Source organism: Streptomyces sp. Ag109_O5-10, from assembly GCF_900105755.1.
GTDB lineage: Bacteria > Actinomycetota > Actinomycetes > Streptomycetales > Streptomycetaceae > Streptomyces.
Window position 1 is genome coordinate 7,928,843 of sequence record NZ_FNTQ01000001.1, and the last position, 14,983, is coordinate 7,943,825.

Genomic DNA, 14,983 nt, shown 5'->3' on the forward strand with positions numbered 1-14,983 from the left:
TCCTGGCGCACCCACGGCCGGTCCCACCACGGATTATCGGCCCGTATGCTTTTGCGCAGGCACGTGTGGACAACCGCTAGGGGAGCGTCAGTGAAGGTCGGCTGCATCGGACTCGGCGACATCGCGCAGAAGGCGTACCTGCCGGTGCTGGCCGTGCAGCCGGGGCTGGAACTCCACCTCCAGACCCGCACCCGCGCCACCCTCGCCCGGATCGGAGACAGCCTCCACCTGCCCGAGGACCGCCGGCACGCGACCCTCGACGACCTCCTCGCCCAGGACCTCGACGCCGCCTTCGTGCACGCGGCCACGGTCGCCCACCCCGAGATCGTCACCCGGCTCCTCGAGGCGGGCGTACCGACGTACGTCGACAAGCCTCTCGCCTACCGGATGGCCGACTCCGAACGCCTCGTGACACTCGCCGAGGCGCGGAACGTGTCGCTGGCCGTCGGCTTCAACCGGCGCCACGCCCCCGGCTATGTGCAGTGCGCCGACCACCCGCGCGAGCTGATCCTGATGCAGAAGAACCGCGTGGGGCTGCCCGAGGAACCCCGCACGATGATCCTCGACGACTTCATCCACGTGGTCGACACCCTGCGCTTCCTCGCCCCCGGACCGGTCGAGGACGTGACCGTCCGGGCCCGGGTCGCCGACGGCCTGCTGCACCACGTCGTCCTCCAGCTCGCCGGCGACGGCTTCACGGCGCTCGGCGTGATGAACAGGCTCAGCGGCTCGGCGGAGGAGATCCTGGAGGTCTCGGGACAGGACACCAAGCGCCAGGTCCTCAACCTCGCCGAGGTCGTCGACCACAAGGGCCAGCCGACGGTCCGCCGGCGCGGCGACTGGGTGCCGGTCGCCCGGCAGCGCGGCATCGAACAGGCCGTGCTCGCCTTCCTGGACGCCGTCCGCGCCGGGAAGGTGCTCAGCGCCCGGGACGCACTGGCGACTCACGAGCTGTGCGAGCAGGTGGTACGAGAGGTTCGGCGGCACTCCGGCGCAGCCTGACCGTCCGCATCCCCTCGGCCAGGCAGTACGCGGCCAGCACCAGCAGCGCGCCGTCCACCGGCCAGTCGCCGAACCGCACGAACGGGGTGACCCCGCGGGCCGTCGGCACCTGGTAGACCCGGGCGGTGCTCGCGTCGGTGCCGAGCCACGGGCCGATGCGCTCGCCGCCCGGTCCGTACACGGCGGACACCCCGGTCAGCGTGGCGTGCACCATCGTGCGGCCAGTCTCGGCGGCCCGGAGCGCGGCCAGCGAGGCGTGCTGCTCGGGGGCCCAGCCGCCCTGGAAGGAAGAGGTCGACGACTGGCCGACCAGCACCTGAGCGCCGTCCTGGACGAGGTGCCGGCTCATGTCGGGGAACGCCGTCTCGAAGCAGATCATCGGTCCGATCCGCAGCCCGTGTCCGACGTCCATCACCACCTGCCCGGTACCGCGCCGCCGGTCCTCGCCGGCCGCCTTGCCGACCGAGGTGGCCCAGCCGAGCAGCGAGCGGGCCGGTATGTACTCGCCGAACGGAACCAGCCGCATCTTGTCGTACCGGTCGCCGGTCGGGCCGTCGGCGCCGACCAGGAGGGAACTCTTGTAGATGCCGGGCCGGTCGGAACGCCGGGCATCCACGTTGACCAGGATGTCCGCGCCGGTCTCCCGGGAGAGGGCGGCGATCCGCCGCGCCAGATCGGGCCGGTCCCCGAGGTCGTACCCGACGCTGCTCTCGCCCCAGACGATCAGGTCGGGACGGTGCCCGGCCAGCTGACGCGTCAGCTGCTCCTCCCGGTCGAACCGCCGGCCGCCGCTGTCGGTGCCGTCGACGATGCCGGGCTGGACGACGGCGATCCGGACGCTGCCGTCGACGTCCGGGCGCGGCGACCACACCCAGGCGGCCGAGGTCGCGGCGGCCGTGGCCACCAGCGAGGCCACCGCGGGGACCCGGGCCTCCCGCACGGACACCAGCACGGTGGCGGCGACGTTGACGGCCACCACCAGGAAGCTCAGCAGCCACACCCCGCCGACCGAGGCCAGCCGCAGCGCCGGTGTCACCTGCCACTGGGTCGCGCCGAGCATGCCCCACGGGCCGCCGAGCCCCTGCCAGGACCGCACCAGCTCCACCATCAGCCAGCCCGAGGGCAGCACCAGCACCGCGGCCGCGGCCCGCCCCGGCGACGGCACCCCGCCGAGCAGCCGGCGCGTCACCCAGCCCCAGGGCGCCCAGAACACGCTCAGCAGACCGGCGATCAGGAAGATGAAGACGTGCAGGCTCGGCAGCAGCCAGTGGTGCACGGCCACCATGAACCCGAACCCGCCGCACCAGCCGTCGTACGCGGCCCGCCGCCCGGTCGGCGCCGAGCGGGCCAGCAGCAGCCACGGAACCAGCGCGACGTACGCGAACCACCACAGTGACGGCGCCGGAAAGGCCAGCACCGGCAGCGCCCCCGCGAGTGCCCCGGCGCAGGAACGCCGCCACGGGGAGGTGAGCCAGCGCTCGACGGTCCTCATCCATCGCCTCCTGCCTGCGGGTCCTTCCAGTGTGCGGGACCGGGCCGGGGCTCCGACAGGGGGCAGGGGCGCGCGGTCAGTCGGACACGGCCACCGCACGCGGTTCGGGCAGCCTGCGCCACCGTTCCTCGACCACGACCTGACGCAGCCGCCAGCCGTCCCGGGTGCGCAGGAACGCGAAGGAGTAACGGCCGCCGCACACGAAGTCCGGCGCGGTGGAAGCGGCGTCGCCGCCGGCGAAGCGCATCGGGTTGACGTAGTCGGCCTGCAGACGGGCCGTGTCGCCGGTGTCCTGGTCCAGGATCCCGAACCGCACCCGGCGGTTGACGATCAGATGCTGCCGCATCGAGAACAGGGCCAGGTTCTCCGCGAGCCACCCGGCCACCTGCCCGGCATCGCCCTCTATCCCGCCGGCGGAGCGGTAGTCGGCCCGCCCGTCCGCCGTGAACAGCCTCCGGTACGCCGCCCAGTCCCCGTCGTCGACGGCCACCGCGTACTCGGTGACCATCTCGTCCACGGCCAGCCGGTCCATCACGGTCGCGAGCTCCACACGCTGCGTCATCGGCTCAGTGTTGGGCACCGGGCGGGCGGAGCCAAGGGGCGCGGACGATATTCGGTGATGTTCGAACCGGACCGCAAGGCCGCCGAGTTGTCCGACGCGTCGTACCGATGAGTCCTGCGGGGGCCGGCGGTCGTACTGGCGAACCCGATACCGAGGAGGACTCCCGATGCGCAGCGTGACCTATTCGCTGAACGTCTCGCTCGACGGCTACATCGTCGGGCCGGACGGCGACTTCGACTGGACGGCGCCCGACGAGGAGCTCTTCCGCCTCGCCACCGACGAGGTCCGGGGCCTCGCCGTCCACCTGCTGGGGCGACGGCTGTACGAGACGATGCTGTACTGGGAGACCGCCGACCAGGACCCGTCGCTCGGCTTCTCGACGCTGGAGTTCGCGGAGATCTGGAAGCGGCTCCCCAAGGTGGTGTTCTCCACCACGCTGCGCGCGGTACAGGGCAACGCCCGCCTGGTCCCCGGCGGCCTGGCGGAGGAGATCCGGCGGTTGCGGGCAGAGCCGGGCGAGGGCGACATCGCGATCGGCGGCGCGGCTCTCGCCGCGGAGGCGGCCGCGCTGGACCTGATCGACGAGTACCGGGTCCGGGTCCACCCGGTGCTGGTCGGCGGCGGCATCCCGTACTTTCCCCGGCACGAGCGCCGGGTGGACCTTGAACTCGTCGAATCCCGCACCTTCGGCTCAGGCGTCGTCTACCTTCGCCACCGCGTGGCACGCTAGCGCTGTCACGGCGGCAGGCCCATGTGCCCGGGGGTGACCGCAGGTGGTCGCCGTGACCGGTCACTCGCCGGTGACACCGTCGACGGCCTCGCGGAGGAGGTCCGCGTGGCCGACGTGGCGGGCGTACTCCTCGATCACGTGCTGGAGGACGAACCGCACATCGGTGTCACCGAATTCCGGGTTCGGAACGATGCGCGCGAGGTCGGCGGTCACTTTCGCGAACAGCTGCCGCGACTCCTCGCACGCCTTGAGGTAGTCGTCGTAGACGTCCCTGGCCGACGTCGTGTCCGACTCGTCGTACCACTCGCCACCGTCTGCGGTGACGTAGGTCCGGTAGGGAGAGAAGCGAGGCGTCGTGCCGGCCAGCGTCCGCTGGAACCAAGCGCGTTCGACTCCCTGCAGATGGCGCATCAGACCCAGCAGGGTCAACGCCGACGACCGCACGGGACGTAGCCGCAGTTGCTCGTCCGAGAGGCCCTCGCACTTCCACAGGAAGGTCGCCCGGTGATAGTCGAGATTCGAGGCGATCACCTCCAGCCACGGGCCCGATACCGCGCGCTCGGGCCGGACGATCTTCCGGACCACGATGTCGCTCATGCTGGAGTCTCCTCACCGGTCGTCAAGCCTGGTCGCGTTCCCACGCGCCCACCGTCCAGGACCGGCCGCCGCTCTGCCGGTCCGCCGGCACCTCGAAGCCATGTCCGCCCGACAAGACCTCTCCTCGCACCGGAACTCATCGCCCGATGCCGCCGGCTTCTGCTCGGCGACGCGTTGCGGAGCCCGCGGCGCGCGGTCGGTGTGCGCGCGGGTGCCGTGCAGCCGCTGCACGTCGAACCGCACCCGGGCAACGTGCTCAGCACGGAGAGCGGGCTGCTGTTCGTCGACTTGGAGACGTGCTGCCGTGGACCTGTCGAGTTCGACCTCGCGCACGCGCCCGAAGAGGTGGGCGAGTACTGCCCGGGGGCCGATCAGGAGCTGCTGCGCCAGTGCCGGGTCCTCGGGCCGGCGGTGGTCACCCCGTGGCGCTGGGACAAGGACGACCGACTCCCCGACGGGCGTCGGCTGGGCAAGGAGTGGCTCGGCCGGATCCGGGCGGCTCGCGATCTCGGCGGCCCGGGGCCGTGAGCCGTTGCGGGCCGGTGTTCGCGCGTCCGTGGTCGTAAGATCGTCGTCCGGCCGGTTCGAGGAGGTCTGAGATGGCACGTCCCGTCACGGTGGTCACCGGTGGCAGCCGGGGTATCGGCGCGGCGACCTGTCTGCGGCTCGCGGCGGACGGCCACGACGTGGTGATCGGCTACGTCCGAGACGGGGACGCCGCCGAGGCGGTCGCCGAGGGGGTGCGGAAGGGCGGGGCGCGCTGTGCCGTGGTCCGGGTGGACACGTCCGTGGAAGCCGAGGTGGAAGGGCTCTTCGACACGGCCGAGCGGGAACTGGGGGCGGTCACCGGGCTGGTGAACAACGCCGCCGTGACCGGGCCGTTCGGGCGGCTGGCAGACGCCGCGACCGCCGACCTCCGCCGGGTGGTGGAGGTCAACCTGCTGGGCACGCTGCTGTGTTCGCGCCGTGCCGCCCGGCTGATGGCGGCCCGGGGGAGCGGTGCCATCGTGAACGTCTCCTCGGCGGCCGCCACCCTCGGCAGCCCCGGCGAATACGTCCACTACGCGGCGACCAAGGCGGCCGTCGACGCGCTCACCGTGGGCCTCGCCAAGGAACTCGGCCCGGACGGCGTAAGGGTCAACGCGGTGGCACCCGGCGTGATCGACACCGAGATCCACGCGGCGATGGGCGACCCCGGCAGGGCCGAACGGGTCGGTCACACCACGCCGTTGGGCCGGGCCGGCCGACCCGAGGAGATCGCCGCCGCGATCGCCTGGCTGCTGTCGCCCGAGGCCTCCTACGCGACGGGCACGGTGCTGCGCGTCTCCGGCGGCCGCTGAACCCCCGGCCGCTCAGGCCGCCTCGATGATCTGGTCGCGGATCGCCGCGGCCCACTCGACCACCAGCAGCTCGTACTCCGACCGTTCCTGCGTCGACAGGGTTCCGCCCGCACGAAGCCACAGCGCCCGGATGTGCTCGTTGATCTCGGCGGCAGAACGCACGGAACCAGGGGTTCGGGAATCGGGGGACATGCGACACAGCGTAGGGGCAAGAACTGACCGTGCGCTACCGGGCCACTACGCAGACCGTATGGGGTTGGTCACGGGCGACCGGGTTGGCGGGTGGCCGAGCCTTGGCATGTGCCAGGCGTATCGTCGGGGCTCCGGGCGGCCTTGTGCCCCTGTGCAGGACTTCGTCCTCGCCGGAGCGGGTGCGGTGGCCTCGAATCCCTGGAGAACGACGGAAGCCGGGGGTTGGCCGAGATGCGGCGGCCGGCCGTCGTCACCCCGTCGGCAGCGTCGAGGCGAGCAGGGCGAGCTTCTCGGCGCTGCTGCTCCCCGGATCCGGGTGGTAGACGACGAGGGTCTGCCCTGCCGCGCCGCTGACGTCGAGCCGCTCCCGGTTCAGCCGCAGCCGGCCGACCCGGGGGTGGTCGACGAGCTTGGCCGCGCCGTCGCAGGAGGCCACGTCGTGGCGGGCCCAGAGGCGGCTGAAGTGCGGGCTGGCGACGGAGAGTTCGCCGACGAGCTCGATGACACGCGGATCGTCCGTGTCGGTCCCGACGGAGCTGCGGAAGCCGGCGACCATGCCGGCACCGGCCTCCTCCCAGCCGGGATGCAGGGCCTGCTCGGCGGGGTCGAGGAAGATGTCCCGAAGCCGGTTGGCGCCGACCGCGAAGCGCGGTGACAGGGCGGTCGCGAGGGCGTTGACGGCGAGGACGTCGAAGTACCGGCCCTCGACCAGCGCAGGCAGCGGGAGACCGGCGACGAGCTGGGCGACGCCGGGCGGGACGGTCTCCTTGCGGGCCCGGCGCCGGCGCCTGCGGGGCCGGGCGGCGCCCAGGCTGAGCAGATACGCCGTCGCGTCCTCGTCGAGCCGCAGCACGCGTGCGAGCGACTCCAGGACCTGCACGGAGGGGTTGCGGTCGCGGCCCTGTTCCAGGCGCAGGTAGTAGTCGGCGCTGATGCCCGCCAGCATCGCGACCTCCTCCCGGCGCAGGCCCGGCACCCGCCGGACCCCCAGCACGGGGATGCCGACCTGCTCCGGCGTGACCAGCTCGCGGCGGGCGCGCACGTAGGCGCCCAGCAGGTTCGGTTCGTCGGCCATCCGGCCACCGTAACGCCGCCGTCGGGCTCGTGCCTGGTCCTGTCACCCCCAGGATCGGCAGGGCTCTGCCCCGCCCGGAGCCGGGCCGCGAGCGTTGCGGGTGAACAGCGGCGAACTTACCGAGGAGCGCGATCATGTCGACGTATCTGCTGGTGCACGGTGCCTGGCACAGCGGGGAGTGCTGGGAGCGGGTGGTCCCCCTGCTGGCGGCGGCGGGGCACCGGGTGTACGCACCCTCCCTGACCGGTCACGGCGAGAAGGCACGTCTGCTCGGTCCGGACGTCGGCCTCGACACACACGTGGCCGACGTGGTCGGGCTGATCAGGGACGAGGACCTCACCGACGTCGTCCTCGTCGGGCACAGCTACGCGGGACTGGTCGTCACGGCCGCCGCCAACGAAGTCCCCGACCGCATCGGGCACTTGGTCTACCTCGACGCGATGGTCCCGGAGCACGGCGAGACCGCGGCCGACGTCCAGCCCGCGACCCGGGAGCTGATCGGCGGGGCCCTCGCGTCCGGAAGTGGCTGGCGGGTCCCGCCGCTGCCCGAACTGCCGCCGCCCTACGGCCTGTTCGGGGTGACCGAGGCGGCGGACGTGGCGTGGCTGCGCGGTCTGCTGTCCGACCAGCCGGTGCGCACCCTGCAGCAGCCGGTGCGCCTGGACGATCCTGCCGTGCGCGCGATCCCGCGCACCCACATCCACTGCGTGGCGAACGTCCCGGAGGGCATCGTCCGGCGGCCGGTCCCCGCGACCGAGCCGGTGTGGGAACTGCCCACCGGCCACGACTGCATGATCACCATGCCGGCCGAACTCACCGCCCTGCTGCTCAGGCTGGGCTGACCCGGACGGGATCCGCTGGGCACGGCAGCCGTCCGTCCATAGGGTCGGCGTATGACGGAACAGGACCAGCGGGCGGTGCAGGCGGCCATCGACGCGGAGCTGAGGCTCCTCGACCCCGAGGTACGCGCCCGCCCGGACCTCGTCCAGGCACTGCTCGATCCGGAGTTCACCGAGGTCGGGGTGTCCGGCCGGCACTGGGACGCGACGTCGATCCTGGCGGTGACCAGCGGCGGATCGGTGTCCCCCGAGTCACCTGTCGAGGTGAGCGAGATGTCCGGGACCGTCCTGGCCCCGGGCATCGTGCACCTGACCTACTTCGCGGACAACCAGGGCCGCCGCGCCTGGCGCAGCTCCCTGTGGCGCCTCACGAACACCGGCTGGCGCGTCTACTACCACCAGGGCACCCTCGCCACCGACCACGGCTGACAGCACCCCGAAGGGGCGCCACGATGCTGCCGCGGTGACGAAGGGTCTGGCCCGGTGTTCCAAGCGGAGCGCCCAGGGGGCGGCAGTGCCCCGCAAGGGGGGCGGGGAACTGCGCGACCAGCCACGACGGCGCCGCGGCCGGCCGGCGGCACACCGCGGCGCTTGTGGCGAGGCGCCTAACTCGCCGACTCCGCCGCATGCGGGCTCAGCACGTCCGCCGAGACCAGGGCGATGATGACGATGCCGAGGGCGACGCGGTACCAGACGAACGGCATGAAGCTCTTGTTGGAGATCCACTTCATGAACCACGCGATCACCGCGTAGCCGGACACGAACGCGATCACCGTCGCGAACAGGGTCGGGCCCCAGTCCACATGGCCCTCGCTCACCGAGTCCTTGACCTCGAAGGCGCCGGAGGCCAGCACCGCCGGGACGGCGAGCAGGAAGGAGTAGCGGGCCGCCGCCTCGCGCCTGTAGCCCATGAACAGGCCGCCGCTGATGGTGGCGCCGGAGCGGGAGACGCCGGGGATCAGGGCGCAGGCCTGGCAGAGGCCGTAGATCAGGCCGTCCTTCACGCTCAGGTTCTCGAGCGTCTTGCGCTGCTTCGGGGCCCGGTGCCGGCCGCCGGTCTCGTCGCGGGCGGCGAGCCGGTCGGCGATGCCGATGACGACGCCCACGACGACGAGCATGGTCGCGGTGATGCGGAGGTCGCGGAACGGGCCCTCGATCTGGTCCTTCAGCGTCACGCCCAGCAGACCGATCGGGATCGAGCCCACGATCACCAGCCAGCCCGTCCGGGCATCGTGGTCGCGCCGCATCGCCTTGTCGGACAGCGAGCGGAACCAGGCCGAGACGATCCGCCCGATGTCCTTGCGGAAGTAGATCAGCACCGCGGTCTCCGTGCCGATCTGGGTGATCGCCGTGAAGGCGGCCCCCGGGTCCTTCCAGCCGGAGAAGGCCGCGGTCAGCCGCAGGTGCGCGCTGGAGGAGACGGGCAGGAACTCGGTCAGCCCCTGGACGAGTCCGAGGACCAGCGATTCAAACCAAGACATGAAGGTACGGCGTCCCAGGGATGAGGAGGGGGCGGGCTGGTGGTCGCGCGGGCACGCGCCTCACGCCGGCCCGGATGCTCACACGGCTGCACGTGAAACACTCGGGCGCACATGATCATGCGCGTCGACCGCAGCGTAGCGGGCCGCGGTGGCAGCGGGGACACAGGGGTTCGGCAAGCGGACCGGCGGCCACGGGGTGTTGACCGGTCAAGGTGCCGCCGCATACGTTTCTGCAGGAGAAAGCGCTTGCTCCGCACATCGGGGTGCGGGTGCGGCGCACTTCGGGCGGGAGTTCGCCCACCGCCGGTACACGCCCGAGGAGTCCTGATCACGTACATGCCCCGCTCCCCCCGCTCCACGGCTCCCTTCGCCGGCCGCCGCGTCCGGGCCGCCGTCGCCGGTGCCATCGGGCGCGGCTCCCGTCCGCCCGTCCCGGCCCGGCCGGCCGCGGCCCCGCCCGGGGACGCCCCGGGCGGGGCGCCGGTGTGTGCGGAGGTGTCCGCGTGAGCGACGAGCTGCGGATCACCCACACCCACGGCGACCGGGTCACCGTGACCGAGCCGGTCACCGGCGTGCAGCTCTTCTCGTACGTCTACCGGCCCGAGAGGGCCTGGGAGGCGCCGCGGCCCTATCTCCATCCGGTGCGCACCCTCGCCGGGGACGTCGTCACCGACTACCGGCCCAACGACCACCGCTGGCACAAGGGCATCTCCCTGACCGCATCGCACCTGTCGGGCGCGAACCTGTGGGGCGGCAACTCGTACATCCACGGGCAGGGCTACGTGGCCATCCCCGAGCGCGTCGGCTCGATGCGGCACGCCGGGTTCGAGGAGCTGTCCTCCGGCGGCGGCCGCCTGGTCGTCGCGGAACGGCTGACCTGGCATCCGTACGACGGAACGCTGTGGGCGGAGGAGCGGCGCCGTATCGAGGTGCATGACGTGGATCCCGGCGCGCGGTCCTGGGCGCTGACGTGGACCAGTGCGATCACCAACCGCCGTGCCGAACCGCTGCTGTTCGGCAGCCCGACCACCGCCGGGCGTGAACAGGCGGGCTACACCGGCCTGTTCTGGCGCGGCCCGCGAGCCTTCCGGGACGGCCGGATCATCGGCCCGGAGGGGGAGGGGCCGGAGCACATGGGCTCCCAGTCCCCCTGGCTGGCCCTGTCCGGCGAGCACGACGGCGCCGACGGACACGCCACCGTCGTCTTCGAACACGCGCCGGAGAACGACCACCTGGGCACCGGCGGCGGCCATCCCGCCCACTGGTTCGTGCGCACCGACCCGTTCGCCGGCATCGCGCCCTCGTGGGCCTTCCACGAGGAGCTGGCGCTCGCCCCCGGCGACACCCTCAGGCGCCGCTACCGGGTCGTCGTCGCCGACGGCGCCTGGGGGCGCGCGGAGATCGCCGGATACCTGGCGGCGCATCCGTGGTGAGGGCGGGGGAGCGGCCCCTCAGGCGGCTTCCGGCCCGGTGACGGTCCAGCCCGGTGTCTGCGGGTGGGCCGTCGAGTCGCCGTGTCGCACCGGGTCGCCGCAGGCCGCGCAGGTGACGACCGGGGTGAGTGTCTCCCCGCAGCCGTGCTCGATCACCATCGGGCGGTCGCCGTCCGGGTGCAGGTGGCGGTCGCCCCAGGCCATCAGGGTCAACAGGACCGGCTGCAGTTCGACACCCGCCTGGGTGGCCAGGTACTCGAAGCGCTGCGGCCGCTCGCTGTAGACGCGTTTGGTGAGGATCCCCGCGTCGACGAGCCGGCGCAGCCGGGTGGCCAGGATGTCGCGCGGGGCGCCGATGTTGCGCACCAGCTGGTCGAAGCGGCCGTTGCCCAGGCTCACCTCCCGCAGGACCAGCAGGGAGTACTTCTCGCCGACGAGCGCCAGGGCGTCGGCGATCGAACACGGGCGGGGGTCCTTGGGGGCGGCCATGGGGCCAGTCTAGAGGAGGGTTGGATTTTCCAACCCTCGGAGTTATGGTGGGTTCGGATTTCCTACTCACCGGTAATCGAGACTGGCAATCGAGGTCCCCGAGATGCGTGACGCTGTCATCGTCGAAGCCGTGCGCACCCCCGTCGGCAAGGGCAAGCCGAACGGGTCCCTGGCGCACGTCCACCCCGTCGAACTCCTCGCCCACACCCTGCGCAGCCTCGTCGAGCGCTCGGGCATCGACCCCGCCCTCGTCGACGACGTGATCGGCGGCACCGTCGACCAGGTCGGCGAGCAGGCCATGAACACCACCCGGTACGCCCTGCTGTCCGCCGGTTTCCCCGAGACGGTCCCGGCGACCACCGTGGACCGTCAGTGCGGCTCCTCCCAGCAGGCCGTGCACTTCGCCGCGCAGGGCGTCATGTCCGGTGCCTACGACATCGTGATCGCCTGCGGCGTCGAGTCGATGAGCCGGGTGCCGATGTGGTCGAACGTGCCGGCCGGCAAGGACCCCTTCGGGCCCGGAGTCGCCGCGCGCTACCCGGAGGGCCTGGTCCCGCAGGGCATCAGCGCCGAGCTCATCTCCGCGAAGTGGTCGATCAGCCGGGCCGAGATGGACGACTTCGCGGTCTCCTCGCACCGGAAGGCGGCGGCCGCGTGGGCGGCGGGACTCTTCGACGCGCAGGTCGCGCCGCTGGACGGGGTCGCCCGCGACGAGTCGGTACGGCCCGGGACCACCGCCGAGATCCTCGCCGGGCTCAAGCCCGCCTACTACGACCCCGGGTTCGCCGAGCGGTTCCCGCAGATCGAGTGGAACGTGACCGCGGGCAACGCGAGCCCGATCAACGACGGCGCGTCCGCCGTGCTGATCACCTCCGGTGAGACCGCGGCGAGGCTCGGGCTGCGGCCACTGGCCCGCCTGCGCGACTTCGCCGTCACCGGCTCTGATCCGCTGCTCATGCTGACCGGCGTGATCCCGGCGACGGAGAAGGTGCTGCGGCGAGCCGGGCTCGGCATCGGGGACATCGACCTGTTCGAGGTGAACGAGGCGTTCTCCAGTGTGGTGCTGGCCTGGCGGCAGGAGACCGGGGCCGATCTCGCGAAGGTGAACGTGCACGGCGGGGCCATCGCGCTGGGGCATCCGCTGGGGGCGAGCGGGACTCGGCTGACGACGACGCTGGTGCATGCGATGCGGGAACGCGGCGCTCGCTTCGGCCTTCAGACCATGTGTGAGGCGGGGGGACTGGCCAACGCGATGATCCTGGAGGCGGTTCGGTAGGGCCGTGCGCCCAGTGGGGCGCCGCTGGGGTCGACGAGCGGCCGGCGGCGCCGTGGGGGCTGGTCGCGCAGTGCCCCGCGCCCCCGCGGGCGTGCTAGCGCCTGGGGCGCAGGTGGTGGCGCTTTCGCCAGGCCACCACTGCTCCGGCCAGCGCGGGGACGACGATCGCCGCCACCGAGATCAGGAAGACCGGGGAGGTCGGGGTCGAGGCGCGGGCGCCTGCCACGACGTAGGCGGCGACGTTCGGGATCGAGCCGAGGGCGGTCGCGACCAGGAACGGCGTGCAGCGCATGCGGGAGACGGCGGCCGCGTAGTTCGCGGCCCAGAAGGGAACGCCGGGGAACAGGCGTACCGCCAGCATCGAGCGGAAGCCGTGCTTGCTGAACTGGTTGTCCGCCGCCTTGAGAAGCCGTCCGCGGAGCAGCGGGCGCAGTGCTTCCTGGCCGAGCATCCGGCCGAGCACGAAGGAGACCCACGCCCCGAGCACGGTGCCGGCCATGGCCGCGCCCATGCCCAGGGCCGAGCCGAACAGCGCGCCGGCCGCGAGGTTCAGGAGCGGCCGGGGCACGAACGCCACCGTGATCAGGCCGTACGCCACGGCGAAGACCACCACCGCGGTGGTGCCCGCCACGTGTGGCGGCCAGCCCTGTGTCATCAGCTTCTGGGGCTCGAAGAGCAGCACCGACGCCCCGGCCGCCGCCAGCAGCGCGACGAGCAGGGACAGCCGGGACCACGGCGACAGCAGCACGCGGGTGCAGCGGGCGCCGAAGCCCGGCGGAGCGGGCACGGCGATCGTCAGCTCCCTGGCGGTGGCTTGGTGAGAGGCCGTGGCGGTGCCAGAGCGGTTGGCATCGAGCATTCGGTGACACTAACCGAAGCGGATGTGTGATCGCCGTACGGCTCCTGTCCCTTGGGTGGACCGGAGCCGCGAAAAAACCGTTCGACGTGGGGCGACGCGTCGGACATGATCTGTCTCATGTTCCGGTTCGCCTTCCTCGTCGCAGCATCCGCAGTCGCGGATGCGCCGAAGGCTGCCGTTCCCGTTCTCACGGCCGCTGTCGACGGCGCCCGAAGCTGACCCTCCCCGGAAAGTCCGGCGGACCCCGCAGGGGGAGGGTCGGGCAGTTCCTCGGGGTCCCCGCTCTTCCTCCGGACAAGCTTCGAGGTACAGCCATGCCCAAGACGGCATACGTCCGCACCAAGCCGCATCTCAACATCGGCACGATGGGCCACGTCGACCACGGCAAGACCACCCTGACCGCCGCCATCACCAAGGTCCTCGCCGAGCGCGGCACCGGCACGTTCGTGCCGTTCGACCGCATCGACCGGGCCCCCGAGGAGGCCGCCCGCGGCATCACCATCAACATCGCGCACGTCGAGTACGAGACGGACACCCGGCACTACGCCCACGTGGACATGCCGGGCCACGCCGACTACGTCAAGAACATGGTCACCGGGGCCGCGCAGCTGGACGGCGCGATCCTCGTGGTCTCCGCGCTCGACGGGATCATGCCGCAGACCGCCGAACACGTGCTGCTCGCCCGGCAGGTGGGCGTCGACCACGTGGTGGTCGCGCTGAACAAGGCGGACTCGGCCGACGAGGAGCTGGTCGAGCTCGTCGAGCTGGAGGTCCGCGAGCTGCTCAGCGCGCACGGTTACGGCGGCGACTCCGTGCCCGTCGTACGGGTCTCCGGGCTCAAGGCGCTGGAGGGCGAGCCACGGTGGACGGCGTCGATCGAGGCGCTGCTCGACGCGGTGGACACGTACGTGCCGATGCCCGAGCGGTACCTGGACGCGCCGTTCCTGCTGCCGGTGGAGAACGTGCTCACCATCACCGGGCGCGGGACCGTCGTGACCGGTGCGGTCGAGCGGGGGACCGTGCGGGTCGGGGACCGGGTCGAGGTGCTCGGCGCGGACGTCGAGACGGTCGTCACCGGCCTGGAGACCTTCGGGAAGCCGATGGACGAGGCGCAGGCCGGGGACAACGTGGCGCTGCTGCTGCGGGGCGTGCCCCGGGACGCGGTGCGGCGGGGACACGTGGTCGCGGCGCCGGGGAGCGTGGTGCCGGCCCGGCGGTTCTCGGCGCGGGTCTACGTCCTGTCGGGGCGCGAAGGGGGTCGTACGACTCCCGTCTCGACGGGGTACCGGCCGCAGTTCTACATCCGTACGGCGGATGTGGTCGGGGACGTCGACCTCGGCGAGGCGGCGGTCGCCCGGCCCGGGGACACGGTGGAGATGACCGTGGAGCTGGGGCGGGACGTGCCGCTGGAGGCTGGGCTCGGGTTCGCCATCCGTGAGGGCGGCCGGACCGTGGGGGCGGGGACCGTGACCTCCGTGGAGTGAGGTTGCGGTGTGTGGGGGACTGCGGGCCGGTGGGGGCCGGTCGCGCGGTTCCCCGCGCCCCTTTGGGGGCGCGGGTGTCCCCGTTGGCATGAGAGCGGGCGTGGGTGTCGCCGGTGGCGCCCGCGCGCGGAG

18 protein-coding genes are annotated in these 14,983 nt (G+C 72.5%); 10 read left to right on the plus strand and 8 right to left on the minus strand.

All coding sequences use genetic code 11. The features are described from left to right. Positions 1-90 precede the first annotated feature (90 nt). Positions 91-1,002, plus strand: a complete 912-nt coding sequence (locus BLW82_RS36155; RefSeq protein ID WP_093505689.1) for a Gfo/Idh/MocA family protein — start codon at positions 91-93, stop codon at positions 1,000-1,002. Here BLW82_RS36155 and lnt read toward each other — a convergent pair. Together lnt and BLW82_RS36165 are read right to left on the minus strand one after the other, a co-directional pair. Continuing rightward, positions 920-2,494, minus strand: a complete 1,575-nt coding sequence (gene lnt / locus BLW82_RS36160) for an apolipoprotein N-acyltransferase (protein WP_093505691.1) — start codon at positions 2,492-2,494, stop codon at positions 920-922. The two genes, BLW82_RS36155 and lnt, sit on opposite strands and share 83 nt — an antisense overlap. Positions 2,495-2,570: 76 nt before the next feature. Further along, complete coding sequence (locus tag BLW82_RS36165) at positions 2,571-3,056, minus strand: nuclear transport factor 2 family protein (protein ID WP_093505694.1); 486 nt, start codon at positions 3,054-3,056, stop codon at positions 2,571-2,573. Positions 3,057-3,222: 166 nt separating this feature from the next. Here BLW82_RS36165 and BLW82_RS36170 point away from each other — a divergent pair, with 166 nt between their 5' ends. Then, positions 3,223-3,786, plus strand: coding sequence for a dihydrofolate reductase family protein (locus BLW82_RS36170; RefSeq protein WP_093505696.1), 564 nt, complete (start codon positions 3,223-3,225; stop codon positions 3,784-3,786). A gap of 60 nt (positions 3,787-3,846) precedes the next feature. Here the strand turns inward: BLW82_RS36170 and BLW82_RS36175 are convergent, their stop codons facing one another. Beyond that, positions 3,847-4,383, minus strand: coding sequence for a DinB family protein (locus BLW82_RS36175; protein ID WP_093505698.1), 537 nt, complete (start codon positions 4,381-4,383; stop codon positions 3,847-3,849). Here BLW82_RS36175 and BLW82_RS36180 point away from each other — a divergent pair. Next, the gene (locus BLW82_RS36180; protein ID WP_093508453.1) at positions 4,291-4,911 is read left to right on the plus strand and encodes a phosphotransferase family protein; all 621 of its coding nucleotides are present in this window, start codon (positions 4,291-4,293) and stop codon (positions 4,909-4,911) included. The two genes, BLW82_RS36175 and BLW82_RS36180, sit on opposite strands and share 93 nt — an antisense overlap. 71 nt (positions 4,912-4,982) lie before the next feature. Further along, positions 4,983-5,723, plus strand: a complete 741-nt coding sequence (locus tag BLW82_RS36185) for an SDR family oxidoreductase (protein ID WP_093505700.1) — start codon at positions 4,983-4,985, stop codon at positions 5,721-5,723. Positions 5,724-5,735: 12 nt separating this feature from the next. On the opposite strand, the gene BLW82_RS36190 is transcribed toward BLW82_RS36185, so the two are convergent. Together BLW82_RS36190 and BLW82_RS36195 are read right to left on the minus strand one after the other, a co-directional pair. After that, positions 5,736-5,915, minus strand: a complete 180-nt coding sequence (locus BLW82_RS36190) for a hypothetical protein (RefSeq protein WP_093505703.1) — start codon at positions 5,913-5,915, stop codon at positions 5,736-5,738. 250 nt (positions 5,916-6,165) lie between these two features. Next, positions 6,166-6,990: a helix-turn-helix domain-containing protein gene (locus BLW82_RS36195; protein WP_093505705.1), complete on the minus strand. Its 825-nt coding sequence runs from the start codon at positions 6,988-6,990 to the stop codon at positions 6,166-6,168. 134 nt (positions 6,991-7,124) lie between these two features. Here BLW82_RS36195 and BLW82_RS36200 point away from each other — a divergent pair, with 134 nt between their 5' ends. Beyond that, positions 7,125-7,832, plus strand: coding sequence for an alpha/beta fold hydrolase (locus BLW82_RS36200; protein WP_093505706.1), 708 nt, complete (start codon positions 7,125-7,127; stop codon positions 7,830-7,832). A 51-nt stretch (positions 7,833-7,883) separates the two neighbouring features. Beyond that, positions 7,884-8,258, plus strand: a complete 375-nt coding sequence (locus BLW82_RS36205; RefSeq protein ID WP_093505708.1) for a nuclear transport factor 2 family protein — start codon at positions 7,884-7,886, stop codon at positions 8,256-8,258. Between the two features lie 176 nt (positions 8,259-8,434). On the opposite strand, the gene BLW82_RS36210 is transcribed toward BLW82_RS36205, so the two are convergent. After that, a complete protein-coding gene (locus BLW82_RS36210; protein ID WP_093505710.1) occupies positions 8,435-9,310 on the minus strand; it encodes an undecaprenyl-diphosphate phosphatase in 876 nt (291 codons plus the stop codon). A 336-nt stretch (positions 9,311-9,646) separates the two neighbouring features. On the opposite strand from BLW82_RS36210, the gene BLW82_RS44705 reads away from it, so the two are divergent. Together BLW82_RS44705 and BLW82_RS36215 are read left to right on the plus strand one after the other, a co-directional pair. After that, on the plus strand, positions 9,647-9,817 hold the full coding sequence (locus BLW82_RS44705) for a hypothetical protein (RefSeq protein WP_177233179.1): 171 nt from the start codon (positions 9,647-9,649) through the stop codon (positions 9,815-9,817). Further along, positions 9,814-10,743, plus strand: a complete 930-nt coding sequence (locus tag BLW82_RS36215) for a DUF6807 domain-containing protein (RefSeq protein WP_093505712.1) — start codon at positions 9,814-9,816, stop codon at positions 10,741-10,743. Before BLW82_RS44705 ends, BLW82_RS36215 begins: the two co-directional genes overlap by 4 nt. Before the next feature lie 18 nt (positions 10,744-10,761). Here the strand turns inward: BLW82_RS36215 and BLW82_RS36220 are convergent, their stop codons facing one another. Continuing rightward, the gene (locus BLW82_RS36220) at positions 10,762-11,232 is read right to left on the minus strand and encodes a winged helix-turn-helix transcriptional regulator (protein WP_093505714.1); all 471 of its coding nucleotides are present in this window, start codon (positions 11,230-11,232) and stop codon (positions 10,762-10,764) included. Between the two features lie 103 nt (positions 11,233-11,335). Between BLW82_RS36220 and BLW82_RS36225 the strand changes: the two genes are divergently transcribed. After that, positions 11,336-12,508, plus strand: coding sequence for a thiolase family protein (locus tag BLW82_RS36225; RefSeq protein WP_093505716.1), 1,173 nt, complete (start codon positions 11,336-11,338; stop codon positions 12,506-12,508). A 94-nt stretch (positions 12,509-12,602) separates the two neighbouring features. On the opposite strand, the gene BLW82_RS36230 is transcribed toward BLW82_RS36225, so the two are convergent. Next, entirely contained in the window at positions 12,603-13,367 is a 765-nt protein-coding gene (locus BLW82_RS36230; protein ID WP_093505718.1) for a TVP38/TMEM64 family protein, read from the minus strand. Between the two features lie 314 nt (positions 13,368-13,681). On the opposite strand from BLW82_RS36230, the gene tuf reads away from it, so the two are divergent. Next, positions 13,682-14,851: an elongation factor Tu gene (tuf, locus tag BLW82_RS36235; protein WP_093505720.1), complete on the plus strand. Its 1,170-nt coding sequence runs from the start codon at positions 13,682-13,684 to the stop codon at positions 14,849-14,851. The last annotated feature ends 132 nt before the right edge of the window (positions 14,852-14,983 follow it).

Coding starts and splice junctions, on each gene's coding strand:
- lnt (WP_093505691.1), bottom strand. CDS start 2,494: ATGAGGACCGTCGAGCGCTGGCTCACCTCCCCGTGGCGGCGTTCCTGC.
- BLW82_RS36165 (WP_093505694.1), bottom strand. CDS start 3,056: ATGACGCAGCGTGTGGAGCTCGCGACCGTGATGGACCGGCTGGCCGTG.
- BLW82_RS36170 (WP_093505696.1), top strand. CDS start 3,223: ATGCGCAGCGTGACCTATTCGCTGAACGTCTCGCTCGACGGCTACATC.
- BLW82_RS36175 (WP_093505698.1), bottom strand. CDS start 4,383: ATGAGCGACATCGTGGTCCGGAAGATCGTCCGGCCCGAGCGCGCGGTA.
- BLW82_RS36185 (WP_093505700.1), top strand. CDS start 4,983: ATGGCACGTCCCGTCACGGTGGTCACCGGTGGCAGCCGGGGTATCGGC.
- BLW82_RS36190 (WP_093505703.1), bottom strand. CDS start 5,915: ATGTCCCCCGATTCCCGAACCCCTGGTTCCGTGCGTTCTGCCGCCGAG.
- BLW82_RS36195 (WP_093505705.1), bottom strand. CDS start 6,990: ATGGCCGACGAACCGAACCTGCTGGGCGCCTACGTGCGCGCCCGCCGC.
- BLW82_RS36200 (WP_093505706.1), top strand. CDS start 7,125: ATGTCGACGTATCTGCTGGTGCACGGTGCCTGGCACAGCGGGGAGTGC.
- BLW82_RS36205 (WP_093505708.1), top strand. CDS start 7,884: ATGACGGAACAGGACCAGCGGGCGGTGCAGGCGGCCATCGACGCGGAG.
- BLW82_RS36210 (WP_093505710.1), bottom strand. CDS start 9,310: ATGTCTTGGTTTGAATCGCTGGTCCTCGGACTCGTCCAGGGGCTGACC.
- BLW82_RS44705 (WP_177233179.1), top strand. CDS start 9,647: ATGCCCCGCTCCCCCCGCTCCACGGCTCCCTTCGCCGGCCGCCGCGTC.
- BLW82_RS36220 (WP_093505714.1), bottom strand. CDS start 11,232: ATGGCCGCCCCCAAGGACCCCCGCCCGTGTTCGATCGCCGACGCCCTG.
- BLW82_RS36225 (WP_093505716.1), top strand. CDS start 11,336: ATGCGTGACGCTGTCATCGTCGAAGCCGTGCGCACCCCCGTCGGCAAG.
- BLW82_RS36230 (WP_093505718.1), bottom strand. CDS start 13,367: ATGCTCGATGCCAACCGCTCTGGCACCGCCACGGCCTCTCACCAAGCC.
- tuf (WP_093505720.1), top strand. CDS start 13,682: ATGCCCAAGACGGCATACGTCCGCACCAAGCCGCATCTCAACATCGGC.